The following is a 24,946-nucleotide window of genomic DNA, read 5'->3' on the forward strand; positions in this document are numbered from 1 at the left end:
GAAATGTGACTTATGCCTCGATTACCACCGGGCTCGGCGAGGCTTCGGCTGACACGTCGGGCAGCTGTACGACGAGCGGTTCATGAACGCGTCCCGGCGGATCGGCGTGCCGCACCGCGGACACGCCTTGTCCTCCTGCCCGTACGCGGCCAGCGACCGGTCGAAGTATCCGCTCTCGCCGTTCACGTTCACGTACAGCGCGTCGAACGACGTCCCGCCCTGGTCGAGCGCCGCGCGCATGACCTCCTGCACGGCGGTGAGCAGCCGCTGGATCTGCGGCGCGGTCAGCGTCTCGGTCGGCCGCGCGTAGTGCAGCCGCGCCCGCCAGAGCGCCTCGTCGGCGTAGATGTTCCCCACGCCGGAGATCAGCGTCTGATCCAGCAACGCCCGTTTGACGCCGGTGCGCTTGCGTCGCAGCGCGGCGGCGAACGCGGTCGCGTCGAACAGGGGGTCGAGCGGGTCACGGGCGATGTGCCCGATGCTCGGGGGAACGTTCTCCCGATCGCTGCCGGGAGCGGGCAGCGGCTCCACCGACAGACCACCGAACGTCCGCTGGTCGACGAAACGCAGCTCGCGCTCGTGGTCGGTGAAGGTCAGGCGCACCCGCAGATGGGTCTCGTCGGGGGCGTCGGCCGGCTGGACCAGCATCTGCCCGCTCATCCCGAGGTGGCCGACGAGCGCGTCACCACCGTCCGTGGGCAGCCAGAGGTACTTGCCGCGCCGGTGGGCGGCGAGCAGCGTCCGGCCGGTCAGTACCTCGGCGAAGTGCAGCGGGCCCGCGGTGTGACGGCGGATCGCACGGGGGTTGTAGACCTCGACCGCTTCGATCGGCCGGCCGAGCACCCACCGGTCGAGTCCACTCCGAACGACCTCGACCTCGGGAAGTTCCGGCATCGCTCAGCCGGCGGGATCGGCGTCGGGAGCGTTCTTGGTGTCCGCCGCACCCGGGTCGGCGATCTGCGGGTTGATCGCGCTCGCGGGCGGAGCGGCGCCCGGCGTCGCGCTCGACCCGGCATCGATGCGGTTGCGCAACGTGCGCCAGGCCAGCTCGGCCGCCTTCTGCTCGGCTTCCTTCTTGCTGCGCCCCTCGCCGCTGCCCAACTCCTCGCCGCCGACGACCGCAGTCGCGGTGAACGTCTTGGCGTGGTCGGGGCCGGCCTCGGTGACGCGGTACTCCGGCACGCCGAACGCGTTGCTCGCCGTCAGCTCCTGCAGGCTGGTCTTCCAGTCCAGGCCGGCGCCGCGCTGCGCCACGTCGAGCATCAGGTCGTCGAACAGGCGGTGGATCACCTTGGCCGCGGTCTCCAAGCCGTGCTCCAGGTACACCGAGCCCAGCAGCGCCTCGAGCGTGTCGGCCAGGATGCTCGCCTTGTTCCGGCCGCCGGTCGCCTCCTCGCCCTTACCGAGCAGCAGGTGCGCGCCGAGCCCACCGGGCCCCAGGTCCCTGGCCACCCCGGCCAGCGCGCGCATGTTCACGACCGACGCACGCAACTTGGCCAGCTGCCCCTCGGGCAGGTCGGGGTAACTCAGGTACAGCGAGGACGTGATCACCAGACCGAGAACGGCGTCCCCGAGGAACTCGAGCCGCTCGTTCGTCGGCAGACCGCCGTTCTCGTACGCGTACGACCGATGCGTCAGCGCGCGTTCGAGCAGCTCCGCGCCCAGATCGACGCCGATCGCTTCCTCCAGCAGCGCTGCAGGGGGTCGCTCCCTCATCGCCGTGCCTTCTCTCAGGTCGCCGCCGGTGCGGCGGTCACTCGGGCCTGCAAGCGGTTCTCGGACCGGCCGGCGTGGGCCGGTGCGGTCTCGATCGGGGCTCCGTCGCGGGGCTCCACCGCCGGGTCGTCCGCGGCGGTTTCCGACGGAGCCGGGTCGGGGATCGACCCGGAGTTCTCGAGCATCGTGCGGAGCCGGGCCAGGTGATTCTCCCGTGCCGCGAGGGCAGCCACCGCGATGCAGTCGGCGACGTCGGCCGCTGACGCGGCTCCGTGCCCGATGACCACGGTGCCGGCGACACCGAGCAGGGTGGCGGCCCGGGGTGAGGTCGCACCGCGGCCGGTGAGGGCCAGCGCGCCTTCCAACGTCTTGAGCACCACGTTGCCGGTGAACCCGTCGGTGACGACGACGTCGGCCCGGCCGCCGAGCGGCACGTCGTACCCCTCGACCAGCCCGATGTAGTTCAGCCCGCTGCCGGTCAGGCCACGGTCGGCCTTGCGGCGCAGCGGGTCGCCCTTGCCGGGCTCGGTGCCGATCGACAGCAGCCCCACCCGGGGCTGGTCGAGGCCGAGCACGGTCCGCGCGAACGCGGCGCCGAGACGACCGTGCCGGACCAGGTCGGCGTCGGACGCGCCGGCGTGGGCACCGACGTCGACGAGCACCACCGGGTGCGCGACCGCGGGCAACACCGCGGCCAGCGCCGGACGGCGGAACCCGGACAGCTTGCCCAGTTCGGTGACGGCAGCGGCGACCACGGCGCCGGTCGACCCGACGCTGACCACCGCCTCGGCAGCACCGTGCCGGACCGCTTCGACCGCCAGCCGCACCGAGGTGCGGCGGGAGCGGACGGCGCGGACCGGAGCGTCCGCCATCCCGACACTCTCGTCGGTGGGGAGCAGCGTCACCCGATCGGCGACCGCGGCCCAGCGTGGGCGCAACTCGGCCGGCCCCGCGAGAACCAGGTGGAGCTCTGGATCCGTGGAAAGCGCGGCGAGCGCACCGTCGACGACGGCGTCGGGAGCACGATCGCCCCCGAGGAGGTCCAGCGCGACCCGGACCGGGCGCACGGCAGCGACCCGGGCGTACGTCGCCGCGGCGTCCGGGGACGCCGCGGTGGAGACGTGCGCCGGGTCACCGGCCGAGCGTCTCCTCGGGCTCAGACCGCGACGACCTGACGGCCGTTGTAGTAGCCGCAGTTCGAGCACGCCGCGTGCGGCAGCTTCGGCGACCGGCAACGGTCGCACGGCTGCGTGTTGACCACGGTGGTCTTCCACTGGGCGCGGCGCGAGCGGGTGTTGCTGCGCGACATCTTCCGCTTCGGAACGGCCACGGCTCTAGCTCCTGAGTTCTTCGATGGGTGTTACGTGGGCTGGCTGCCGCGGCCCGGGTCTTGCAGCGACTGCAGTGCGGCCCACCGGGGGTCGGCTGCGTCGTGCGAGTGCTCGGGCGGCAGATCGTCCCAGTGGACCCCGCAGTCGGGGCACAGTCCGGGACAGTCGTCGCGGCACAGCGGGTTGCTCGGCAGTGCCAGCACCACCGCGTCCCGCAACGCCGGCTCCAGGTCGAGAAAATCTCCCTGCAGCCGACTGACCTCGTCCTCGTCGGTCGTCTCGTCCGTTTCGCTGTCCGGGTAGGCGTACAGCTCCTGGATGTCCACGTCGACGGTGTCCTGGAACGGTTCGAGGCAGCGACCGCACTCGCCCTCGATCGGGACCGAGACGGTGGAGGAGACGAGTACGCCTTCCAACACCGATTCGAGCCTGAGGTCGAGTTCGAGCGTGGCCCCTACCGGGACCCGGACCAGGTCCAGGCCGAGATCCTCCGGCACGGGGACGGGGCGGCGTAGGCGCTTCATCGACCCTGGCCGGCGACCGACCTCGCGTGTATCGAACACGAGGGGCTTCCGGGGGTCGAGGCGCTCCTGCGTCTTCCTGTTCTCGGGCATGATGATCTTTCGGCGCTGGTGAGGCCGTCGCGGAACTCTACCTGAGTACGACGGCCAGAATCGAATCGGACCCGGTTCGGGCCCGACGTACAAGCGTACTGCGAATGAGCTAGAACGGCAGCGGGCGGTCCTCCGCGGTGGTGTCGAAGCCGCCGATCTCGGAGAGGGCGCGCATCTTGTCGCGCCCGCGTTCCACCGTCGCGAGCGTGCGGTTGAGCATCTGCTCGAAGTTGGCCAGCGTGGTGTCGACGTACTCCTCGACCTCGTCACGCAGGCGCTGGGCCTCCGCGCGGGCCTCCCCCACGATGCGTGCCGCCTCGTGCTCGGCGGAGACCGTGACCTCCGCCACCGAGACCAAGCGCTGGTGTTCGACCTCACCCTCACCGATGATCCGGTCGGCCTCGCGCTGGCCGGCCGCGATCACCTTGTCGCGCTCGTCGAGCAGCGCCTGCGCGCGGCGGATCTCGGTCGGCAGGTCCGCGCGGAGCTCGTCGAGCATCCCGAGAAGCTCGTTGCGGTTGACGATCGCGTTCGACGACATCGGCATCGACCGTGCGGACTCCGCGAACGCGCTGATCTCATCGATTCGGTCGAGTGGGTCCACAGCACGGCTCCGGTTCGGTAGCTCTGAGGTGTCGTCATCCTGCCGCGTCCGGCGTTCTCCGGCGACCTCGGAGGGGTGTGGCGGCCCTTATGACTGAGTATCGAGCCGATCGACCAGACGACGTCGTACCGCCTCCGGTACGTGCGCGGACACGTCGCCACCGTACTTGGCGACCTCTTTGATCAGGCTGGACGACAGGAAAGAGAACAGGGGGTTAGTAGCCATGAACAGCGTTTCCACACCGGCCAGGCCATGGTTCATCTGGGCCTGCTGCAATTCGTAGTCGAAGTCGCTGACCGCACGCAGCCCCTTCACCACCACCGGGATGTCGTTGGCCTTGCAGTAGTCGACGAGCAGGCCGCTGAACGTGTCCACGCGCACGTTCCCGTAGGAGGCCGTCACCTCCTCGAGCAACTCGATGCGCTCATCCACCGTGAACAGACCGGCTTTGCGCGGGTTGATCAGAACCGCCGCCACGACCTCGTCGTAGAGGCGACTCGCCCGTCCGATGATGTCGAGATGACCATTCGTCACCGGGTCGAAAGAGCCAGGACACACAGCGCGTCTCACGAACGGCGACCGTACCAAAGCGTTCCCTCGCCGTAACGGCGCTCACGTACTGCGACCAGTGGCTTCGACCACACCCAGGGCTCGCCGCGGGTGCTGCGCTCGACGATCACCAGGGCGTCTGAACCGAGCCAACCAGAGGAATCGAGATCGGCCAGCACGGCCGTGAGGGCCTCCCCGGGCAGGGCATAGGGCGGATCGGCGAACACCAGGTCGAACCGGTGCGTAGCGGGCGAGGCAGCGAACCGTTCGACCGGGCCGGACCAGACCTCCGCGCCGGGAAGCTTCAACGCCGTGGCGTTGGCGCGCAACGTCCGTACGGCCTTCGGATCGGATTCGACGAGCGTGGCCGTGGCGGCCCCGCGCGAGAGCGCCTCGAACCCCACGGCACCGGACCCGGCGTACAGGTCGAGAACGTGGGCTCCCTCCAGCCGGAGCGCCGCCTGTACCGCGCTGAACATCGCCTCCCGGGCCCGGTCGGACGTCGGGCGCGTGCCCTTGCCCGGCGGGACGTCGATGCGCCTGCCCCCGGCGCTCCCGGCGACGATCCTGGTCACGTCTTCTCCAGGTAGTCGGCCGCGTCCGGGTCGACGAGCGCGTCGACGGCCGCGGCCAGGCCCGGGTAGGCCCGCAGCTCGGGATCGTCGGCGATCAGCGCGGTGGCCTCGGTGCGGGCGTCCCGGATGACGTCCTCGTCACGCATCAGCGACAGCAGCTTGAGGCGCGAGCGACGCCCGGACTGCGCGACGCCGAGCACGTCACCCTCGCGACGCTGTTCGAGGTCGAGCTGGGCCAGCTCGAAACCGTCGGTGGTGCTCGCCACCGCGTCGAGCCGCTCGCGGGCCTTCGTGCCTGCCGGTGCGTCGGTGACCAGCAGGCACAGCCCGGCCGCGCTCCCCCGGCCGACCCGGCCGCGCAGCTGGTGGAGCTGGCTGACGCCGAAGCGGTCGGCGTCCATGATCACCATCGCGGTGGAGTTCGGCACGTCCACGCCGACCTCGATCACGGTCGTGGCCACCAGGACGTCGAGCCGGTGCGCGGCGAAATCGCCCATCACCGCGTCCTTCTCGTCGGGCGGCAGCTTGCCGTGCAGGATGCCGATCCGCAGCTCGGAGAGCGGCCCCTCGGCGAGCTTCGGCGCCACTTCGAGCACGGCTAGCGGCGGCCGCTTCGACGTTCCCTCGTCCTCGGGCGGCGGCTCGAGGTCGGGGTTGTCGGCGCCGTCTTCCTCGTCCTCGTCGTCCCCGGCCAGGGCCTCCCCGATCCGGGGACAGACGATGTAGGCCTGGTGCCCGGCCGCGACCTCCTCGTTGACCCGCTGCCAGGCGCGCGCCAGCCAGCCCGGCTTCTCCGCGACCGGCACCACCGAGGTGGCGATCGGCGACCGGCCGCTGGGCAGCTGGGTGAGCGCCGAGGTCTCCAGGTCGCCGAAGACCGTCATCGCGACCGTGCGCGGGATCGGCGTCGCGGTCATGACCAGCACGTGCGGCGGCGTCTCGCCGCCCTTGGCGCGCAGCGCGTCGCGCTGTTCGACGCCGAACCGGTGTTGCTCGTCGACGACGACCAGGCCGAGGTCGGCGAACTCGACACCCTCGGAGAGCAGCGCGTGCGTGCCGACGACGATGCCGGCCCTGCCCTCGGCGGCCTCGGCGAGCGCGGCCCGGCGGGCGGCGGCGGGCAGCGAGCCGGTGAGCAGCGCCACCCGGGTGGCGGTCCCGGCGGCGTCGAGCTCCCCGGCCCTGGCCATCGGGCCGAGCATCGCGCGGATCGAGCGGGCGTGCTGCGCGGCCAGCACCTCGGTGGGGGCCAGCAGCGCGGCCTGACCGCCGGAGTCGACGATCTGGAGCATCGCCCGGATCGCCACGACCGTCTTGCCCGAGCCGACCTCACCCTGGAGGAGACGGTGCATGGGGTGGTCGGCGGCCAGGTCGTCAGCGATCTCGTCGCCGATGCGGGCCTGGCCGTCGGTGAGCGCGAACGGCAGCGCGGCGTCGAACGCCTCGAGCAGGCCGCCCAGCCGCGGTGGGCGCGCGGTGGCCGGGCGCGCGGCGGCGGCCAGCCGGCGCTGGGCCAGCGTGGCCTGCAGCCCGAACGCCTCGTCCCACTTCAGGCGGTGGCGCGCCCGGTACAGGTCTTCCTTGGAGGCCGGGAGGTGGATCGCGCGGAGCGCGCTGTCCAGATCGGGCAGGTGGCGCCGCCGCCGGATGCCCTCCGGCATCGGGTCGTCGACGTCGGCCAGGATGTCGAGCGAGGCGCGCACCGCCCTGGCGATCGTCCAGGTGGGCACGTTCGCCGCCGCCGGATAGACCGGGATCAGCGCGTTCGCGAACTCGGCCAGCGCGTCGCCGGCCTGGCCCTCGGCCAGCTCGCCGGGCTCGGCGAGCAGCTGGTAATCGGGCTGGTTGAGCTGCAGCTTGTCGCGGAACTGGCCGACCTTGCCGGAGAACAGACCCCAGCGGCCGATCGTCAGCTGCCGCTCGCGCCAGGCCTGGTTGAAGAACGTCAGCTGCAGCTGGCGCCGACCGTCGGTGACCGTGACCTCGAGCATCTTGCTGCGGGGCTTCTGGCGCATCGGGCGCACCGAGATCTTCTCGATCTTGGCCGCCACCGTGACGTGCTCGCCGATCTCCAGCGCCCCCAGGTCGGAGACCTCGCCGCGTTCGGCGTACCGCCGGGGGTAGTGGTGCAACAGATCGCCGACCGTGTGCAGGTCGAGCTTCTCGATCAGCGCCTTCGCGGTCTTCTCTCCGACCGCGTCGCGCAGCGGCGAAGCGAGGGTGGGCTGCACCGAGGGGTCACCTCTCCAGGCTGTCGATGGCTGACCAACTCCTACCATCCGCCACCGACAAGTCGGTCACTCGACGCCGATGAGCAGGGCCGCCCGGGGTTGGCCGCCGGTCAGCACGTGCACTTCGCAGAAGGGCCAGCGGGTGCGCAGGTGGGCCGCCAGCGCGTCGCCGAGCGTGGGCGGCGCCGCGGCCCCGAGCACCAGCGTGACCAGCTCCCCGCCGGCGTTGAGGAGCCGGTCGAGCAGGTCCGCGGCCACGCCGGCCACGTCCGCGCCGATCGCCACGACGTCGCCGTCGACGAGCGCGAGCACGTCACCGACGTCGCACGGGCCGACGATCGTCAGCCCGGCCCGGTCGGCGACGACGACCTCGGCCGAGCGGGTCGCGGCGGCCGCCTCCGCCATCGCGACGACGTCCTCGCGGAACGGCCGGGCGGCGGCGGCGACGGCGAGCGCCGCGATGCCCTGGACCGGGGACCGGGTGTGCAGGACCGAGACCGTCCGCCCGGGACCGGCCGCGGCCGAGGCGGCCTCGGCCACCGCGGCGTGCGCCCCGTCGTTGGGCAGCAGCACGACCTCGGCCGCGCCGGTGCGGCCGAGCACGTCGACGAGCGCGTCGACGGTCAGCCCGGCCCCGTCGACCGGCACCGCACCGGCCGCGGCGAACAACTCGGCCAGACCGGCTCCCGGCACCAGCGCGACCACCGCGCGGTCCGCACCCGGCGCCACGGTCGGCACGGCCGGGCGAGCGCCGGCGATCAGCGGGGTGACGACCACCCCGTGCGGGCGACCGGCGTCCAGACCGGCCTCCAGCGCGGCGCCGATGTCGTCGCCGTGGACGTGCACGGTCCAGACCGACTTCGACCCGTCCCCGGGGTCGGCGCACGCCACCACGACCGAATCGCCCACCGCGGTCAGCCGCGTGCGCAGGCCGGCGATCCGCACGTCGGCGTCGGCGTCCACGTCGAGGAGGTACTGGATCTCCCACCCCGCCTGCTCCCCGGCCACGACGACCGGCCGGGGCGAGGACGGCGCCGACAGGTCGAGCGCCTCGCCCCGCGCCACCGCGTCCAGCACCTCGAGCATCACGACCAGACCGCGCCCACCGGCGTCGACCACGCCGGCCATGGCCAGCGCCGCCAGCTGCGCCGTCGTGTCCTCCAGCGCGAGCTCGGCCGCCCGCAGCGCGGCCGAGGTCACCACCGCCGGTTCGTCGGAGCCGGCGTCCACCGCGCCCCGCGCCGCCGCGGCGGCCACCGAGAGCACCGTGCCCTCGACCGGCTCGACGACTGCCGCGTACCCCGCGACGACCGCGGCCTCCAGCGCCGTGGCCAGCGCACGCCCCCGCACCGACGCGTCGCCCGGCAACGCGTCGGCCGCACCGGCCAGCAGCTGCGACACGATCATCCCCGAGTTGCCCCGCGCGCCCAGCAACGCGCCCCTGGCCATCGCGGTCCACACGTCACGCACGGTCGCGCCGCCCGCGTCGGCGTCGACCGCCGCCTGCAGGGTCAGCACGAGGTTCGTGCCGGTGTCGGAGTCGGCCACCGGGAAGACGTTCAGCGCATCGATCTCGGGCTGTCGGCGCCGCAGCGCGGCCAGCGTGCCGACGAACCACCGCCGCACCGATTCGGCGTCGAGGCGGTCACGCACGGCAGCACCCTCCGGGGGTTCGGGTCCGCCCCGTATGGTGGCTCATCAGAGCGGCCGGACCCCCGGCGACCCGGCCGGTTTGGCGCCGCTCAACGGAGTAGGTAGGCTGTTCGGGTGTCCCGCGCTTTCGTGGGCCGCCTCCCCGTGTGTAACACACGGTGGCTTTTGACCATCTAGTGCAGGAGTGTTTCCGTGGCGAGCGTGTGCGACGTCTGTGGCAAGGGGCCGGGCTTCGGCATGTCGGTCTCGCACTCCCACCGGCGCACTCACCGCCGGTGGAACCCGAACATCCAGACCGTTCGGGTTCCGGCGGGTGGCGGCACGACCGTGCGCAAGCAGGTCTGCACCTCCTGCATCAAGGCCGGCAAGGTCGTCCGGGGCTGACGCCTCGGCCCACCAGCTTCATCACTGAAGGCGTAGCCCAGCGGGCTACGCCTTCAGTGGCGTCGGCGCAGGTCCTTCTCGAGATGGATCGAGCCGTCCTCGTCGGCGTAGAGCCCGAACGGCGTGGTCGGCCGGTAACTCGCCGAGCGGTAGAGCGCGGTCGCTTCGGGCTGCTGATCGCCGGACTCGAGAATCATCCGGGCGTAGCCCGCGGCCGCCGCCGTCTGCTCCAGCTCGGCCAGGATCAGCCGGGCGACGCCCCGGCGCCGGGCGGTGTCGGTCACGAACATCCGCTTGATCTCCGCGGTGCGCCCGGGATCGGCCGCGTCGTCGCGCCAGCCACCGCAGCCGACCGGCACGTCGCCGAGCCACGCGACTAAGAACCGGCCCCTCGGCGGCGCGAACTCGGCCGGGTCGACCGGCGTCTCGTCGTGCCCGCCGTAGCGGACCAGGTACTCCCCCTGGAGCGCGGAGATCAGTGTCGTGGCTTCGGGCGAGTCGTACGCGGTGGATCGCAGCGCGACCCGGGTGGCGGCAGAAGTCACGTCCTCCACCGTGCCACAGTCAGCTGGCGCGGGCCTCCGTGCCGGCGCTCCGGCTCCGCGGCGACCAGAGGCCGGCTCCGCGCCGACGCCGGTGGGCGCCGGTGCTGCGCCGCCGGGAGGCCTCGGCCGCGTCGACCCCCTCCAGCGATCCGGTCTCGACGTCCTCGTCGCCGCCGTCGAGCAGGTCGTCGAGCAGGTCGTCCTCGACCGGCGGCAGCACGTCGTCGACGGGGAGTTCTTCGGAGACCTCGGCCACCACGACCGCGGCCGTGGGCAGGTCGGCCGGGTCCGGCAGCTCCGACTCCGGCCGAGCCGGGGCCGCGGCCGGGGCCATCATGAACGCCGGACGCTCCATCGACGCCGCGATCTGCGGGTCGTGCACCGCCAGCAGCTTGCGGCACTGCAGCGCGGTCGGGCGCTGGCGCGGGTCGAGCGCGGTCATCGCGCGGATCAGACGGCCGAGCGGCGCCGGGGTGTGCTCCGGGACCACCGGCTCGCGGTGCAGCCGGGCCATCGCGGCCTCGAGCTGCCCACCGGGGTACTCGCGCTTGCCGGTGAGGCACTCCAGCAGCACCAGTCCGAGCGCGTAAACGTCACAGGGCGGTCCGACCGGACCGCCCTGTACCTGCTCCGGCGCCAAGTAGGGAGCCGTACCGACCACCACGCCCGAGCAGTCGGTCTCCTCCGCGCCGGTGGGATGGGATATCCCGAAGTCGGCGAGGAACACCGAGCCCTCGTCGGCGCACAGGACGTTCGACGGTTTCACGTCGCGGTGGACGATTCCCCGGGCGTGCACGTGGTGCAGGACGTCGGAGAGCACCGCGCCGACCCGGACGACGTCTCGCGGCGCGAGCGGGCCGGCGGCGATGCGACGCCCCAGCGTGCGCCCCTCCACCTGCTGCATGACCAGGTACTCGTGGTCGTCGTGCCAGCCGACGTCGTAGAGCGCGACCAGGCCGGGGTGGTTGAGCGCGGCCAGCAGGCGGGCCTCGTCACCGCAGCGCCGGTCGGAATGCGCGCCGGCGCGGGTACGGAACATCTTCACCGCGACGTGCCGCCCGAGCCGGAGATCACGGGCCTGGTAGACGTCCGAGGCTCCGCCGCCGCCGAGACGCTCCTCGATTTCGTACCGGCCGTCGAGGACGACGGGTGGGTCGGAAACAAGGGAGGTCTCGGTCGCCTTCACAAATCCGCCCTGCCCCTCGTCACCACGTCGACCCGCTGGAGGAATCGGCTCGCTGAAGGCGGGTTAGCCTCCGAACGGGTGGACGAAACGCCGGTCCCGACGCGCGTCACCCGGTTTGCCGATACGGCTATTTTTCCCAAATCGCCCATCGGCGACGATAGCGGCTCCTTGAGACGAAGCTCACTCCGGGGTCAGCGAAAGTGGTCGAATCCCTGGTCATCGCTGGGTTGTCCGTTGACGTACACGCCGCGCCCCCGCACGACCCGGCCGAGCGTCAACCACGGCTCCGGAAGTTCGATTCCGGCCGGAAAAGAAGCGATCAACGCGTGGTCCTCGCCCCCATCCAGTAGCCAACGCACCGGGTCGACACCGAGCGCAGCGGCCGCGTCACGCATCTGCGGGGTCACCTCGAGCACGTCGGTGGTGATCTCGATCGAGACGCCGCTGGCGACCGCGATCGACCGCAGATCGGCCACCAGGCCGTCCGACACGTCGGTCATCGCGGTGGCCCCCAGGTCGGCCGCGACCGGGCCGGCCGCATAGGGCACCGACGGGACCCGATGGGCGTCGACGAGCGCCCTGGGCGTCCGGAAACCCCGGGAGAGCACCGCGAGCCCGGCCGCCGACCAGCCCACCCGCCCGGCGATCGCGACGACGTCCCCCGGCTTCGCGCCGGCCCGGGTGACCGGTTCGCGCCCGTCCATCGAACCCAGCGCGGTCACCGCGATCGTGATGCCGTGCTCCGAGCGCACCAGGTCACCCCCGACGACCCCGGCGCCGACCGTCTCGCACTCCTCGCGCAGCCCGTCGTAGAACGCCTCCACCCAGCTCAGCTCGGTCTCGCCGGGCAACGCGAGCGCGATCAGCAGCGCGGTGCCGACCCCGCCCATCGCGGCGACGTCCGCGAAGTTCTGCGCCGCGGCCTTGCGCCCGACGTCACGGGGGCTCGACCAGTCCGACCGGAAGTGCCGGCCCTCGACCAGCACGTCCGTGGTGACGACGACCCGCCCACCGCCGACCGCCAGCAGCGCGGCGTCGTCGCCGGGCCCCACCACGGTGGCCCGGCTCTGCGGCAAGCGCGGGAACACCCGCTCCAGCAGGCCGAGTTCCCCGATCTCCGACACGGTCACGCCGCTCACTCCTCCCCTGCCCCCGGTCTGAGCTGCCACGGCCTGCGGTAGCGTGCATCCGTCCTACCATCCGTCGTTCCGGTACGGACGGTGTCGAATGGCCTTACAGGGAGCGTGTCCGTGGTCCAGGCGTACATCCTCATCCAGACCGAGGTCGGCAAGGCCCGGGATGTTGCCGCCACGGTCAGCGACCTGCCCGGCGTCGTCCAGGTCGACGCGGTGACCGGCCCGTACGACGTCATCGTGCTCACCCAGGCCGAGACCGTCGACGAGCTCGGCTCGCTCGTCGTCAGCAAGGTGCAGAGCGTCACCGGTATCACCCGAACGCTGACCTGCTCGGTCGTGCATCTCTGACCGTGACCGACGAAGCCACGACCCTGGCGCCTCGCGCGACCAGGTCCCAACGCATCAGCGCCGCGTTCACCGCGACGCTGATCGCCGTGCCGTTCGCACTGCTGGTGGGCGTCGGCTGGTTCTGGGCGGCCGGCGGGTTCGCCGACGATCCGGAGCCCGCCACCGGCCCGGTCACCGTCGACCTGTCGGTGAACAACCAGCCGTCGGCGATCGACGCGAAGACCGAGACCGTCTGCCGGGCGCTGCTCGCGAACCTGCCGGTCACGGTCGACGAACACGACAGCCGGCCGGTCGAGCCGGCCTCCGCGTCGGAGCGGGCCGCCGCCTGGGGCGACCCGGCGATCGTGCTGCGCTGCGGGGTCGGCCCGGCCGCGACCACCGCGGGCAGCACCGGACAGGTGGTCGACTTCAACGGTCTGTCCTGGCTGGTCACCGAGGGCAACGACGTGACTTTCCTGCGCGCGCTCAACCTGAGCGTGGCCGTGGACCTGCGGCTGCCCGCCCCGTACAACGTCGGACGCTTCGGCTCGCTGCTGCGGCCGCTCTCGAAACCGATAGTCGACTCGGTGCCGCCGGCACGATGACGCCGGCGGCATCCGCCGCTCAACGCAGGCCGGAACCACGGGCGACCGCGGTGCGCACCAGCCGCCCGACCAACTCGTCGAAGGGCAGCCCGGTGGCCGCCCACATCCGGGGGAACATCGAGATCGGGGTGAACCCCGGCATCGTGTTGACCTCGTTGACGACCAGACCGCCGTCCGGCGTCACGAAGAAGTCGACGCGGGCCAGCCCGGCGCAGCCGAGCGCGGTGAACGCACGGCACGCGGCCTCGCGGAGCTTCTCCTCCACGCCCGCGGGAAGCACCGCCGGGATGTCGAACTCGCACGCGTCGTCGAGGTACTTGGCATCGAAGTCGTACCAGTCGTGATCGGGGCTCACCAGCCGGATCTCGGCCGGAAGCGAAGCCTCCGGCGGGCCGCCGTGCTCGCCCTCCAGCACGCCGCACTCCACCTCGCGGCCGACGACCGCGGCCTCGACGAGCACCTTCGGGTCGACCGCGCGCGCCCTCTCGACCGCCTGGTCGAGCTGCGCCCAGTCGGTGACGCGGGTGATGCCGATGCTCGACCCGGCCCGCGCCGGCTTCACGAACACCGGCAGGCCGAGCCGCTCGCGCTGGTCGAACGTGAGCGTCGCGCCGTCGCGCAGCACGACGTAGTCGCCGACCGCGAGCCCTTCGGCCGCGAGCAGCTTCTTCGTGTACTCCTTGTCCATCGCCGCGGCCGAGGCGAACACGCCCGACCCGACGTAGGGCAGGTCGGCCATCTCGAGCAGGCCCTGGATCGTGCCGTCCTCGCCGTAGGGGCCGTGCAGCACCGGGAAGACGACGTCCACGCCCTCCAGCGCGCCGACGCCCTCCGCGGGGGTGGAGACCACCAGACCGCCGCGCGTCGGGTCGCCGGGCAGGACCACCTCGGTGCCGTCCTTGACCGTCGGCAGCTCGCGGCCGACCGCACGCAGCGCGGCCGGGTCGTCGGGCGCGAGCACCCAACGCCCCTCCGCGGTGATGCCGACCGGGATCACGTCGAACGCGTCCCGGTCGAGGCCGGCCAGCACCGCGCCCCCGCTGACACAGGAGATTGCGTGCTCGGTGCTGCGTCCGCCGAAGATCACGGCGACGCGGAGTCTCTTCGACCCGGGGGTTGGATCGCTCGTCACGCGCCAGACCCTACAGTCCGCTGCCTACCCCGCGTTATCCGCCGAGGGCAGCGGTGAGGTCGGCCACCAGGTCGCCGGTGTCCTCGATTCCACAAGAGATCCGGACGAACCCGTCCGGAACGTCGTCGCCGCCCCACTGCGCCCGCCGGTCGATCCCGGTGCGCACGTCACCGAAACTCGTCACTGCCGACGCGAGCCGCGACGCCGAGAGCATCCGCTCGACGGCCGCCGCGTCCGGGAGCACCGCGGCGAGCACCCCGCCGAACCGGCGCATCTGCTTCACCGCCACCGGGTAGGCCGGGTCCTCCGGCCGCCCCGGGTAGCGCACTCCGCTGACCTCCGGGTGCCCCACCAGCAGTTCCGCGACCGCCAGCGCGTTGGTGGCCTGCCGCTCCAGCCGCACGTCGAGCGTCGCCAGCGAACGCAGCGCCAGCCAGGCCTCGAACGGGCCGGGGATCGCACCGGTCCAGGTGCGCCACTGACGCACGGTCGCTGCGAGCTCGTCGTCGAGCGTGCTGACGTGGCCGAGCAGCAGGTCACCGTGGCCGGAGAGCGCCTTGGTGTCGCTGGCCACGACGAAGTCGGCGCCGAGCTCGAGCGGACGCTGGCCGAGCGGCGTCGCGGTGGTGTTGTCGACCGCGACCAGCGCACCCGCCGCGTGCGCCTCGGCGCACACCGCCGCCAGGTCGCAGACGTCCATGCCGGGGTTGCTCGGTGTCTCCAGGAGCACGAGCGAGGCGCCCTCGAACGGGTACGGGCCGAGCGTCGGCGCCGAACGCACCGTGACCCCGAACGCGGCCAGCCGGTCCGCGGCCAACGAGCGGGTGGCGTAGTAACCGTCGGACGGGACGACGACCGTGTCACCGGCCTTCAGCGTTCCGAACAGGACCGCCGAGATCGCCGCCATCCCCGACGCGAACGCGGTGACGGTCGAGCCGCCCTCGAGCTCGCTCAGCGCTCGTTCCAGGTCACGGAACGTCGGGTTGTCGGGGCGGCCGTAGAAGTCGGGCGCGCCCGGCAGGTGGAACACCGAGGAGAGCACGGGGCCCGGCCGGTGCGGCTCACCGGGGACCGCCGGGCGCTCCCCCGCGTGCGCCGCCGTCGTGCCGTCCCCGGTCACGACCGGTGCTCCGGCTTCGGCTCCCGCCGCATCAGGTACTTCATCGCGACGCTCGGCGCGATGCCCTCGTGGCACACCTGCACGACCTGCTCGGTGATCGGCATCTCCACGCCCGCCGCGGCCGCGAGCTCGAGGATCGACAGGCACGACTTCACGCCCTCGGCGGTCTGCCGGGTGTGCGCGATCGCCTGCTCCAGCGTCTCGCCGCGCCCCAGCCGCTCGCCGAACGTCCGGTTGCGCGACAGCGGCGAGGTGCACGTGGCGACCAGGTCACCGATGCCGGCCAGCCCGGCGAACGTCATCGGGTCTGCGCCCAGCGACACCCCCAGGCGCGCGGTCTCGGCCAGCCCGCGCGTCATCAGCGACGCCTTGGTGTTGTCGCCGAAGCCCATACCCTCGGCCATGCCGCAGGCCAGCGCGATCACGTTCTTGACCGCCCCGCCCAGCTCGACGCCGACGACGTCGGTGTTCGTGTAGACCCGCAGGTAGGACGTGGTGGACGCGCGCTGCAGCAGCTCGGCCCTGGCCAGGTCGGTGGCGGCGACGACGGTGGCGGCGGGCTGCTCGGACGCGATCTCCTTGGCCAGGTTGGGCCCGGACACCACCGCCACCCGGTCGGCCGGCACGCCGGTGACCTCGATGATCACCTCGGTCATCCGCTTGTGGGTGCCGAGCTCGACGCCCTTGGCCAGGCTGACGAGCGTCGCGTCGTCGCCGAGCGCGCCGGCCCAGTGCCGCAGGTTGGCCCGCATGGTCTGCGCCGGTACGGCCAGGATCACCAGGTCCGCGCCGGCGAGCGCCTCCTCGTGGTCGGGCGTCGCGGTCAGCCGGTCGGGCAGGCCGACGCCGGGCAGGTAGTCGCCGTTCTCCCGCCGGGCGTTCATCGCGGCGGCCAACTCGGGACGCCGGGCCCAGAGCGCGACCTCGCAGCCCGCGTCGGCCAGGACCTTGGCGTACGCCGTGCCCCAGGAGCCCGCACCCAGCACCGCGGCCCGCACGGTGTCCGAACCACTCACGACGCCAGCCCCCGCGGTTTCTCGTCGAGCACGTAGAGCGGGCCGGTCGGCGCCGGTTCCCCGCGTAGTTCGGCCAGGTCGTCACGCAGGCGCCGCATGATGACGTCGGTGATCTCCCTGAGCACCATCCCGGTCGGCGGTGCCCCGGCGAAGGCCGACAGGTCGACCGGCGGACCCGCCGACACCGTGACCGGCGTCCGCACCCGCAGCCGCACCTTGCCGGTGCGGTAGTCGTGGAGGCCGTGCGCCCCCCACTGCACGATCGGGATCACCGGCGCGCCGGTGTCGAGGAACAGCCGGGCGGCTCCGGTTTTGCCCTGCATCGGCCAGAGATCGGGGTCGCGAGTAACGGTGCCCTCCGGGTAGATGAGCGGGGCTTCCCCCGCACGGATACGGGCCGTGGCGGTACGCAGTGCGTCCCCCGCGTTGCGGGTGGCCCGGTGGACCGGGATCTGGCCGGACGACCGCAGCACCGTGCCGACCAGCGGGACCCTGAACAGGCTCGACTTGACCAGCACCCGCATCTCGCGCGGCCGGTCGTAGAGGAAATGGGCGATGACCAGCGGGTCGACCATCGACGTGTGGTTGGCGACGAAGATCGCGGGTCCGCTGACCGGGATGTTCTCCCATCCGCGCCAGGTGCGCTTCGTGAAGACGGTCAACAGCGGACGCAGGACGAACTCTGCGAACCGAAGCCAGAATCCCCGGCGCACCGCGGTGCCGCCTCCTCGCCGTACGGGGTCCGGCGGGCCCCAACCTGCAGGAAACCTCACCCTACGCCGCCGCGTGGACGAAACGCGCTGGAACAGTGTGAGGATGGAGACGTGACGGGATGGTCGATCGTGACGCCGGTCAAGCGTCTGGGGCAGGCGAAGAGCCGGCTGCGCGCGACGCTGCCCGCGTCCGCCGCGCTGTTCACCTACACCGCCAGCGGGCCGGATCCGCTGGGCGCGCTCGATCCGCCGGGTGAGCCCGACGACTGGCACGCCGACGTGGCGCTGGCGATGGCACTCGACACGGTCGCGGCGGTGCTCGCCACCCCGGCCGTCGACCGGGTCGTCGTCGTGACCGACGACCGGGTAGCGGTCGCGGCGCTGAGCGCGCTCGGCGCGGTGTGCGTTCCCGATACCCCGCGGTCCGGTCTCAACTCCGCGCTGCGCCACGGTGCGGCGATGGCCGCGCTGCTGACCGGTTCGGACGGCCGCGGTGGGCACGGCACGGCCGCCCTCGGAGCCGACCTGCCCGCCCTGCGCGGCGCCCACCTCGACGCCGTGCTGCGCGCCGTCGAGCGGATGGGGGTGCGCGGCTTCGTGCCGGACGTCGCCGGCACCGGGACCACGCTGCTCGCGGCGCCCCGGGGCGTGCCGCTGGAGCCCGCCTACGGGCCGGGTTCGGCGCTGCTGCACGCCCGCGCGGGAGCGGTCGACCTGACGGCGGCGGGCGAGGTGGGCGCCTCGCTGCGCCAGGACGTCGACACCGCGGCCGACCTCGACGCCGCCCGCGTGCTCGGGCTGGGTCCGCGGACGACCGCTCTCTTCGGTCCGGTGCGCTGCGCCTGCTGAGATCCGCAGGCCAAGGCCTAGAGTGAACATCGTGACGAGCGTTCAGGGCACCGTGCGGCAGTTCGCCCCGGCGACCCGTGAGGGCAGCGTCCTGCTCGACGACGGCAGCGACGTTCCGTTCGGCCCGGACGCGTTCGCGGCCGGCGGCCTCCGATTGTTGCGGCCCGGTCAGCGCGTCCGCTTGGAACGAGACGCCTCGGGCGAGGTCACGCTGGTAACGATCGTCACGTTCACCAGCCTCGGCTGACCGGCGTTCGTGCGTTGTGCACGTGACGTCAGATCAGGATTTCTGGACAGGGACTACCCGACGGCGGGAAGGATGGGACCGTGAGCGCCACGACCGACAGCACCGCGACCGGTAGCAGCAGTAATCGGACCCCTCGGACCCGGGACTCCAGCGGCCGCTTCGTCGCCCGTACCCGGGGCACCGTCGCGCCGGAGGACGCCACCGTCGGCGCCCCGGTGATCGCGGCCGAGCGCAACGGCTCGGCCGCCGTCGTCGAGCCGGTCGGGTCGCCGTCCCGCAACGGCGCTCCGCGGGCGCCGGAGACCCCGATCGCGCCGACGGACCCGAAAGTGGCGGACGCCACGGCCGGAGGACCGCCGGAGCCGGCCTCGGCCAACGGCGTCGCCACCGCCGTGACCTCGGCCGACGCGGCAGCGGTCGCCGGCGCCGGGACCACCACGGCGGGCGTGGAGCCGGCCGACGACAGCGACACCGGGGCCGGGCTCGGACCCCTGGTGGCCGACGCGGCCGGCGAGGCGGCCCCGGTCACCACCGAGGAGCTGACCGAGGAGGTCGAGGAGCTCGGCGAGGACGAGACGCCGCTCGAGGACCAGCCGCTGCCGGAGGGCCGCTTCCTCAACCGCGAGCTGTCCTGGCTCGACTTCAACGCCCGGGTGCTCGCGCTGGGCGAGGACACCACGGTCCCGCTGCTCGAACGGGCCAAGTTCCTGGCGATCTTCGCCTCGAACCTCGACGAGTTTTACATGGTGCGAGTCGCCGGCCTCAAGCGGCGGCGCTCCACCGGCCTCTCGGTGCGCTCGGTGGACGGCCTGTCGACGGGAGACCAGCTTTCGCTGATCGCCCAGCGCGCCGCGGAACTGGTCGAACGGCACGCCCGCTGCTTCTCCGACGACGTCCAGCCCGCGCTGGAGGCCACCGGGATCAAGATCCTGCACTGGGCCGAGCTCTCCGACGACGAGCAGCACCGCCTGCACCGGTTCTTCCGCGAGCTGATCTTCCCGGTGCTGACGCCTCTGGCGGTCGACCCGGCGCACCCGTTCCCGTACATCAGCGGCCTGTCGCTCAACCTGGCCGTCGTGGTCCGCGACCCGGAGAGCGGCCAGGGCTCGGAGCGCTTCGCCCGCGTCAAGGTGCCCGACAACGTGCCGCGGTTCGTCGCCGTCGAGGGCGGTTTCCTCCCCGTCGAGGACCTGATCGCGGTCCACCTGAGCCAGCTCTTCCCCGGCATGCAGGTCGTCGAGCACCACCTCTTCCGCGTCACCCGCAACGCCGACCTCGAGGTGGAGGAGGACCGCGACGAGGACCTCCTGCAGGCCCTCGAGCGCGAGCTGGCCCGGCGCCGGTTCGGCCCGGTCGTCCGGCTCGAGGTCGCGTCGAACGTCAGCGAGCACGTGCTGGAGCTGCTGGTCCGTGAGCTCGACGTGGCCGAGCAGGACGTGCTGCGGGTGCCCGGGCTGCTCGACCTGTCGGGCCTGTTCGCGCTGGCCGGCGTCGACCGTCCGGAGCTCAAGTACGAGCCGTTCGTGCCCGCCACCCACCCGCGCTTCTCCGAGGGCGAGACGCCGCGCAGCGTGTTCGCGACGTTGCGCGAGGGCGACGTGCTGGTGCACCACCCGTACCACTCGTTCGCGACGAGCGTGCAGCGCTTCATCGAGCAGGCCGCCGCCGACCCGAACGTGCTGGCGATCAAGCAGACGCTCTACCGCACCTCCGGCGACTCGCCGATCGTCGACGCGCTGATCGACGCGGCCAGCGCGGGCAAGCAGGTCGTCGTCCTGGTCGAGATCAAGGCGCGCTTCGACGAACAGGCCAACATCTCCTGGGCGAAGGCGCTGGAGCGGGCCGGCTGCCACGTCGTCTACGGCCTGGTCGGCCTGAAGACGCACTGCAAGACGTCGCTGGTGGTGCGTAACGAGAACGGCCGCATCCGCCGGTACGCGCACATCGGCACCGGCAACTACAACCCGAAGACCGCGCGGCTCTACGAGGACCTCGGCCTGTTCACCGCCGACCCCGACGTCGGCCGCGACCTGACCGACCTGTTCAACGTGCTCACCGGCTACTCGCGTCAGACCGACTACCGCACGCTGATGGTGGCCCCGTACGGCGTCCGGCGCGGCATCGTGGAGCGCGTCGAGCGCGAGATCGAGCACGTGCGAGCCGGTCAGCCCGGTCTGGTGCAGCTCAAGGCGAACTCGATCGTCGACGAGGGCATCATCGATTCGCTCTACCGGGCCTCGCGGGCGGGTGTCCGCGTCGACCTGGTGATCCGGGGTATCTGCGCGCTGCGGCCGGGTGTCCCCGGCCTCTCCGAGAACATCCGGGTCCGCTCGATCCTGGGCCGGTTCCTGGAGCACTCCCGCGTGATCCGGTTCGGCAACGGCGCTCCCGGCACCGAGGCCGAGGAGTTCTGGATCGGCTCGGCCGACATGATGCACCGCAACCTCGACCGCCGGGTCGAGGCGATGGTGCGGGTCACCGACGACCAGGCGCGCCGGGCCCTGCGGTCGACGCTCGACACCTCGCTGGCCGCCTCCGCCGCCGCGTTCGAGCTCGGCCCGGACGGAGGGTGGACGCGTCGGCAGGGCACACCCGACCGCCCGCTGCGTGACGTCCAGGAGACGCTTTTGACCCGGATCATCGGCTGAGAAGGCGGGACAGGCATTGCGTGAAGAGGAACTGAAGTTCGGTGTCCACGGCAAGTTCGTGCTCCCGGATCTTTCGGGAGTAGCCGGTCGGGTCGAGCCCCAGGGCCGCCAGGTGCTCACCGCGGTGTACTACGACACCGCTGATCTGCGGCTGGCCCGCCTCGGCATCACGCTGCGCCACCGCACCGGCGAGGACGGGCCGCCCTGGCACCTCAAGCTGCCCAAGGGCGCGACCGCGGCCGGGGCGACGGTCCGCGAGGAGATCGCGGTCGACGGCCCGCCCGACGCTCCCCCGCCGGCGCTGACCACGCTCGTCACCGCCTGGGTCCGCACCGCGCCGCTGGTGGCCGTGGCGACGTTGCGCACCGACCGGGACCGGTACCTGATCCGGGCCGGCAAGAAGATCCTGGCCGAACTGGTCGACGACACCGTCGAGGTCTCCGAGGGGCGCGGGCTGCTGGCCGACGGGTCCGGCGTCCGCACGAGTTTCCGGGAGATCGAGGTCGAGCGGAAGGCCGACGGCAAGAAGGCCGACCAGGCGCTGACCACCGCGGCGGCCGTGCTCGTGGACGCGGGTGCGGCGGCCGGCGCGACGACGCCGAAGCTGGTGCGCGCGCTCGGCCGACGCGCCACCGCACCGCCGGACGTGCCGGTCGCGGGCGAGGTCAACGACTCCTCGTCGGCCGCGGACGCGATCGCGTTCGTACTGCGCCGGTCCGCGCGCCGGCTGCTCGACTACGACGTGCGGGTCCGCCGCGGCGAGCCCGACGCGGTGCACCAGGCGCGGGTGTGCTGCCGTCGGCTGCGGAGCGATCTGCGGACGTTCGGTCCGCTCGTCGACGCGGAGTGGGCCGCGCCGATCGACGCCGAGTTGCGGTGGCTCGCGGCCGCGCTCGGCGGCCCCCGGGACGCCGAAGTGCTGCGCGCCCGGCTACGGTCGACCGCTGACACCGACCCACTCGCGCCGTTGGACCCCGCGGTCATCGCCCGGATCGACTCGATCCTCGGAGATCGGCAGCGGCTGGCGCTGAAGAATCTGGACGCCGCTTTGAGCTCCGACCGTTACCCCGCCCTGTTGGACCTGCTGATCGAGACCGTCCGTGCCCCGGAGACCGTCGACCTCGCCGACCAGCGGGCCGTCTGGGTGCTCCCCGCGATGGTCGAGACGGTCTGGGACAAGCTGGCGCGGAAGGCGGGCAAGCTGACGCTCGAGGATCCCGACGACACCTGGCACGCGTCGCGGATCCGGGCCAAGCGCGCCCGGTACGCGTCCGAGGCGGTGGCTCCGGTGCTCGGGGCGCCGGCCACCCGGCTGGCCAAGGCCTGCGCGCAGGTGCAGGAGGTGCTGGGCGAGCACCAGGACGCCGCGATCGCCGCTGACGAGTGGCGTGACATCGCGCTGGCCCACTCCGACGACACCGAGTTGGTGATCACCTGCGGGCGGCTGTACGAGCGCGAGCGCGCCGCGGTGCACGCGTCCCGGAACCGGTTCGCGCCGGTGTGGGAGAGCGCCGATCGGCCCAAGCTGACGCGTTGGCTGCGGGGATGAGCGCCGCCGACGAGGTCGTCCGCGCGGCGGGCGGCGTCGTCTGGCGTACCGGGGCGGACGGCGTGGAGATCGCCGTCGTCCACCGGCCGCGCTACGACGACTGGTCGCTGCCGAAGGGCAAGCTCGATCCCGACGAACACGTGCTGGCCGCGGCCTGCCGCGAGGTGATCGAGGAGACCGGGCTGCAGCCGGTGGTGGGCCCGCGCCTGCCCTCGACGTCCTACCAGGTCGAACCGCACGGACGGCACCGCACCACCGGCGGACCCGGGCTGGTGCCCAAGGTCGTCGACTACTGGGCGATGCGTGCGGCCGAGGGCGAGTTCACGCGCAACGAAGAGGTCGACGGGCTGGCCTGGCTCACGCCGGAGCAGGCGGCGACGCGGGTCACCCACGCGCACGACGCGGGCGTGATCCGCAGGTTCGGCGCGCTGCCCGAGATCACCGCGACCGTGTTGCTCGTCCGGCACGCGAAGGCCGGTGACAAGAACACCTGGACCGGCCCCGACGCGGACCGCCCGCTCGAGCCCAGCGGACAGGCGCAGGCGGTCTGGCTGGCCGAGCTGCTGCCGTGGTTCCGGCCGGAGCGCGTGCTCTCGGCCACCAAACTGCGCTGCCTGCAGACGATCGAGCCGCTGGCGTCGGCGCTCGGGCAGAAGGTCGTCTCCGACAGCGTCTTCGACGAGGAGTCGTTCGACGATCCCGACGCCGTCGTCGCGCGGTTCCGTGCGCTGGCTACCGAGGGCGGGGTGTCGGTGGTGTGCAGCCAGGGTGGTCTGATCCCCGGCGTCGTCACCGAGTTGGCCGAGGCCGACGACTCGATCGTCGACATCACTCCGGCGGCCCACCGGCGGGGTGCGCTGCGCAGCCGCAAGGGCAGCGTGTGGGTGCTCCATTTCGCCGGTGAGCGCCTGGTGCAGGCCGACTACCTGGCCACGATCCGTCCGGAGAGCAACCCCTAACGACGGGACGGCCGCGGGACCTGGGAGAACGTCGCTTCCCCGCGACGTCTCGTTGGTCCCGCGGCCGGCACCCGGTCGAACGGACCTACTTACTTCTTCTTCTTGCCGGCCGGCTTGACCTTCTTGCCCGCCGACTTGGGCGCGGTGGCCGCCTTCGCCGGAGCCGCCTTCGCGGTCGCGGTCTTGGCCGGCGCGGTCTTCGCGGCCGCGGTCTTCGCCGGGGCCTTCGTCGCGGTCTTGGCCGGTGCGCTCTTCGCCGCCGCGGTCTTGGCCGGCGCCGACTTGACCGCCTTGACCGGAGACGCCTTGGCGGTGGCCTTGGCCGGAGCGGTCTTCGCAGCGACCTTCGTGGCCGTGTTCTTGGCCGCCGTCGCCTTGGTGGCCGCCGTGCGCGTGGTCGCCTTGGTGGTGGCGGCCTTCGTCGCGGCGGTCCGCGTCGCGGTGGTGGCCTTGGCCGCGGTGGTCTTCGCCGCGGTGGTCTTGGTCGCGGTCGCCTTGGCCGCGGTCTTGGCCGGAGCCTTGGCCGCCGCGGTGGTCTTGGTCGCGGTCGCCTTCGCCGCGGTCTTCGCCGGAGCCTTGGCCGCGGTGGCGCGCGACGGGGTGCTCTTGGCCGCGGTCGCCTTGGCCGCGGTCTTCGCCGGAGCCTTCGTCGCGGTGGCGCGCGCCGCCGTGGTCTTGGTGGCGGTCGCGGTGCTCTTGGTCGCACGCGTCGGCGTGCCGTTGACCGAGCGGGTGGACGCGGTACGCGCCGACGCCGGACGAGCGGCACCGTTGCGCGACGCCGTCGTCGCGCGGGCCGTCGTGCCGGTGGTGCGGGTCGCGGCCGCGACCGGAGCGGACGTACTGCCCGACACCGCCGCGATCGACGCCACCGGAGCCTTCGCCAGCTTCTTGGTGCCGGTGACGACATCCTTGAAGCCCTGCCCCGCCTTGAACGCCGGGGTGAACGACTTCTTCACCTTGACGGTCTCACCGGTACGCGGATTGCGCGCGGTCCGTGCGTTGCGGATGCGCTTCTCAAACGTGCCGAAGCCGGTGATGCCGACGCGCTCGCCGCGAGCGACGGCCCGCTGGATCTCCTCGAGCACTCCGTCGAGAGCCTCGGTAGCGGCGCGTTTGTCACCGAGCCGCTGCACGAGTGCCTCGATCAGTTCGGTCTTGTTCACTAGTTCCCCCTCAAAGTGCGCATCCAGGTACGAATGCGCGCAGGCCGGACGCCTCGGCGCGAACGTTAGGCCCGCTTTCGAGAATGCACAA

26 protein-coding genes are annotated in these 24,946 nt (G+C 72.6%); 8 read left to right on the top strand and 18 right to left on the bottom strand.

The features are described from left to right. Nucleotides 1–21: 21 nt before the first annotated feature. From mutM to CRYAR_RS33205, 10 genes are all read right to left on the bottom strand, one after another. On the bottom strand, nt 22–894 hold the full coding sequence (mutM, locus tag CRYAR_RS33160; RefSeq protein WP_035857141.1) for a bifunctional DNA-formamidopyrimidine glycosylase/DNA-(apurinic or apyrimidinic site) lyase: 873 nt from the start codon (nt 892–894) through the stop codon (nt 22–24). A 3-nt stretch (nt 895–897) separates the two neighbouring features. After that, nucleotides 898–1,716 carry a ribonuclease III gene (rnc, locus tag CRYAR_RS33165; protein WP_051571271.1) on the bottom strand — a complete coding sequence of 273 codons (819 nt, stop codon included), beginning with the start codon at nt 1,714–1,716 and terminating at the stop codon, nt 898–900. Nucleotides 1,717–1,730: 14 nt separating this feature from the next. Then, a complete protein-coding gene (locus CRYAR_RS33170) occupies nt 1,731–2,783 on the bottom strand; it encodes a hypothetical protein (protein WP_063725803.1) in 1,053 nt (350 codons plus the stop codon). Between the two features lie 89 nt (nt 2,784–2,872). Beyond that, entirely contained in the window at nt 2,873–3,046 is a 174-nt protein-coding gene (rpmF, locus tag CRYAR_RS33175) for a 50S ribosomal protein L32 (protein ID WP_035857142.1), read from the bottom strand. Between the two features lie 30 nt (nt 3,047–3,076). Then, nucleotides 3,077–3,661: a YceD family protein gene (locus CRYAR_RS33180; protein WP_051571272.1), complete on the bottom strand. Its 585-nt coding sequence runs from the start codon at nt 3,659–3,661 to the stop codon at nt 3,077–3,079. 109 nt (nt 3,662–3,770) lie between these two features. Further along, complete coding sequence (locus CRYAR_RS33185; RefSeq protein WP_035857143.1) at nt 3,771–4,265, bottom strand: ATP synthase subunit B family protein; 495 nt, start codon at nt 4,263–4,265, stop codon at nt 3,771–3,773. An 87-nt stretch (nt 4,266–4,352) separates the two neighbouring features. Next, the gene (gene coaD / locus CRYAR_RS33190; RefSeq protein WP_035857146.1) at nt 4,353–4,835 is read right to left on the bottom strand and encodes a pantetheine-phosphate adenylyltransferase; all 483 of its coding nucleotides are present in this window, start codon (nt 4,833–4,835) and stop codon (nt 4,353–4,355) included. Then, nucleotides 4,832–5,389 (bottom strand): 16S rRNA (guanine(966)-N(2))-methyltransferase RsmD, encoded by a 558-nt coding sequence (gene rsmD, locus CRYAR_RS33195; protein WP_035857147.1) that lies wholly within the window; start codon nt 5,387–5,389, stop codon nt 4,832–4,834. The genes coaD and rsmD overlap by 4 nt, the downstream gene beginning before the upstream one ends. Then, a complete protein-coding gene (gene recG, locus CRYAR_RS33200) occupies nt 5,386–7,668 on the bottom strand; it encodes an ATP-dependent DNA helicase RecG (protein ID WP_051571273.1) in 2,283 nt (760 codons plus the stop codon). Before recG ends, rsmD begins: the two co-directional genes overlap by 4 nt. Before the next feature lie 18 nt (nt 7,669–7,686). Next, nucleotides 7,687–9,273, bottom strand: coding sequence for a DAK2 domain-containing protein (locus CRYAR_RS33205; RefSeq protein ID WP_035857149.1), 1,587 nt, complete (start codon nt 9,271–9,273; stop codon nt 7,687–7,689). A gap of 192 nt (nt 9,274–9,465) precedes the next feature. Between CRYAR_RS33205 and rpmB the strand changes: the two genes are divergently transcribed. Next, nucleotides 9,466–9,657: a 50S ribosomal protein L28 gene (gene rpmB / locus CRYAR_RS33210; protein WP_035857150.1), complete on the top strand. Its 192-nt coding sequence runs from the start codon at nt 9,466–9,468 to the stop codon at nt 9,655–9,657. Between the two features lie 53 nt (nt 9,658–9,710). On the opposite strand, the gene CRYAR_RS33215 is transcribed toward rpmB, so the two are convergent. The 3 genes from CRYAR_RS33215 to CRYAR_RS33225 form a co-directional block, all read right to left on the bottom strand. After that, nucleotides 9,711–10,202 carry a GNAT family N-acetyltransferase gene (locus CRYAR_RS33215; protein ID WP_051572308.1) on the bottom strand — a complete coding sequence of 164 codons (492 nt, stop codon included), beginning with the start codon at nt 10,200–10,202 and terminating at the stop codon, nt 9,711–9,713. A 19-nt stretch (nt 10,203–10,221) separates the two neighbouring features. Continuing rightward, on the bottom strand, nt 10,222–11,388 hold the full coding sequence (locus CRYAR_RS43980) for a serine/threonine-protein kinase (RefSeq protein ID WP_051571274.1): 1,167 nt from the start codon (nt 11,386–11,388) through the stop codon (nt 10,222–10,224). A gap of 191 nt (nt 11,389–11,579) precedes the next feature. After that, the gene (locus tag CRYAR_RS33225; protein WP_084702017.1) at nt 11,580–12,518 is read right to left on the bottom strand and encodes a thiamine-phosphate kinase; all 939 of its coding nucleotides are present in this window, start codon (nt 12,516–12,518) and stop codon (nt 11,580–11,582) included. Between the two features lie 120 nt (nt 12,519–12,638). Here CRYAR_RS33225 and CRYAR_RS33230 point away from each other — a divergent pair, with 120 nt between their 5' ends. After that, nucleotides 12,639–12,872 carry an Lrp/AsnC family transcriptional regulator gene (locus CRYAR_RS33230; RefSeq protein WP_035868703.1) on the top strand — a complete coding sequence of 78 codons (234 nt, stop codon included), beginning with the start codon at nt 12,639–12,641 and terminating at the stop codon, nt 12,870–12,872. Nucleotides 12,873–12,874: 2 nt separating this feature from the next. Then, the gene (locus tag CRYAR_RS43985) at nt 12,875–13,456 is read left to right on the top strand and encodes a DUF3515 family protein (protein ID WP_051571275.1); all 582 of its coding nucleotides are present in this window, start codon (nt 12,875–12,877) and stop codon (nt 13,454–13,456) included. A 19-nt stretch (nt 13,457–13,475) separates the two neighbouring features. On the opposite strand, the gene CRYAR_RS33240 is transcribed toward CRYAR_RS43985, so the two are convergent. Genes CRYAR_RS33240 through CRYAR_RS33255 form a run of 4 tightly spaced genes read right to left on the bottom strand, consistent with a single transcriptional unit; the run spans nt 13,476 to nt 17,437 of the window. Further along, nucleotides 13,476–14,588, bottom strand: a complete 1,113-nt coding sequence (locus CRYAR_RS33240) for a D-alanine--D-alanine ligase family protein (RefSeq protein WP_035857153.1) — start codon at nt 14,586–14,588, stop codon at nt 13,476–13,478. Between the two features lie 34 nt (nt 14,589–14,622). Continuing rightward, entirely contained in the window at nt 14,623–15,708 is a 1,086-nt protein-coding gene (locus CRYAR_RS33245; protein ID WP_035857154.1) for a cystathionine gamma-lyase, read from the bottom strand. Then, on the bottom strand, nt 15,705–16,706 hold the full coding sequence (locus CRYAR_RS33250; protein ID WP_035868711.1) for an NAD(P)H-dependent glycerol-3-phosphate dehydrogenase: 1,002 nt from the start codon (nt 16,704–16,706) through the stop codon (nt 15,705–15,707). Before CRYAR_RS33250 ends, CRYAR_RS33245 begins: the two co-directional genes overlap by 4 nt. Before the next feature lie 14 nt (nt 16,707–16,720). Beyond that, nucleotides 16,721–17,437 (bottom strand): lysophospholipid acyltransferase family protein, encoded by a 717-nt coding sequence (locus CRYAR_RS33255; protein ID WP_035857155.1) that lies wholly within the window; start codon nt 17,435–17,437, stop codon nt 16,721–16,723. 111 nt (nt 17,438–17,548) lie between these two features. Here CRYAR_RS33255 and cofC point away from each other — a divergent pair, with 111 nt between their 5' ends. From cofC to CRYAR_RS33280, 5 genes are all read left to right on the top strand, one after another. Beyond that, the gene (cofC, locus tag CRYAR_RS33260) at nt 17,549–18,286 is read left to right on the top strand and encodes a 2-phospho-L-lactate guanylyltransferase (protein ID WP_084701276.1); all 738 of its coding nucleotides are present in this window, start codon (nt 17,549–17,551) and stop codon (nt 18,284–18,286) included. 31 nt (nt 18,287–18,317) lie between these two features. Next, a complete protein-coding gene (locus CRYAR_RS33265; RefSeq protein ID WP_035868718.1) occupies nt 18,318–18,533 on the top strand; it encodes a hypothetical protein in 216 nt (71 codons plus the stop codon). 308 nt (nt 18,534–18,841) lie between these two features. Continuing rightward, complete coding sequence (locus CRYAR_RS33270) at nt 18,842–21,181, top strand: RNA degradosome polyphosphate kinase (protein ID WP_035868721.1); 2,340 nt, start codon at nt 18,842–18,844, stop codon at nt 21,179–21,181. Nucleotides 21,182–21,197: 16 nt separating this feature from the next. Next, a complete protein-coding gene (locus tag CRYAR_RS33275; protein WP_035857156.1) occupies nt 21,198–22,730 on the top strand; it encodes a CYTH and CHAD domain-containing protein in 1,533 nt (510 codons plus the stop codon). Next, the gene (locus CRYAR_RS33280) at nt 22,727–23,689 is read left to right on the top strand and encodes an NUDIX hydrolase (RefSeq protein WP_035857157.1); all 963 of its coding nucleotides are present in this window, start codon (nt 22,727–22,729) and stop codon (nt 23,687–23,689) included. Before CRYAR_RS33275 ends, CRYAR_RS33280 begins: the two co-directional genes overlap by 4 nt. 89 nt (nt 23,690–23,778) lie before the next feature. Here the strand turns inward: CRYAR_RS33280 and CRYAR_RS51025 are convergent, their stop codons facing one another. Then, the gene (locus tag CRYAR_RS51025; protein WP_035857158.1) at nt 23,779–24,855 is read right to left on the bottom strand and encodes an HU family DNA-binding protein; all 1,077 of its coding nucleotides are present in this window, start codon (nt 24,853–24,855) and stop codon (nt 23,779–23,781) included. Nucleotides 24,856–24,946: the final 91 nt, after the last annotated feature.

This window comes from Cryptosporangium arvum DSM 44712 (assembly GCF_000585375.1).
Lineage (GTDB): Bacteria > Actinomycetota > Actinomycetes > Mycobacteriales > Cryptosporangiaceae > Cryptosporangium > Cryptosporangium arvum.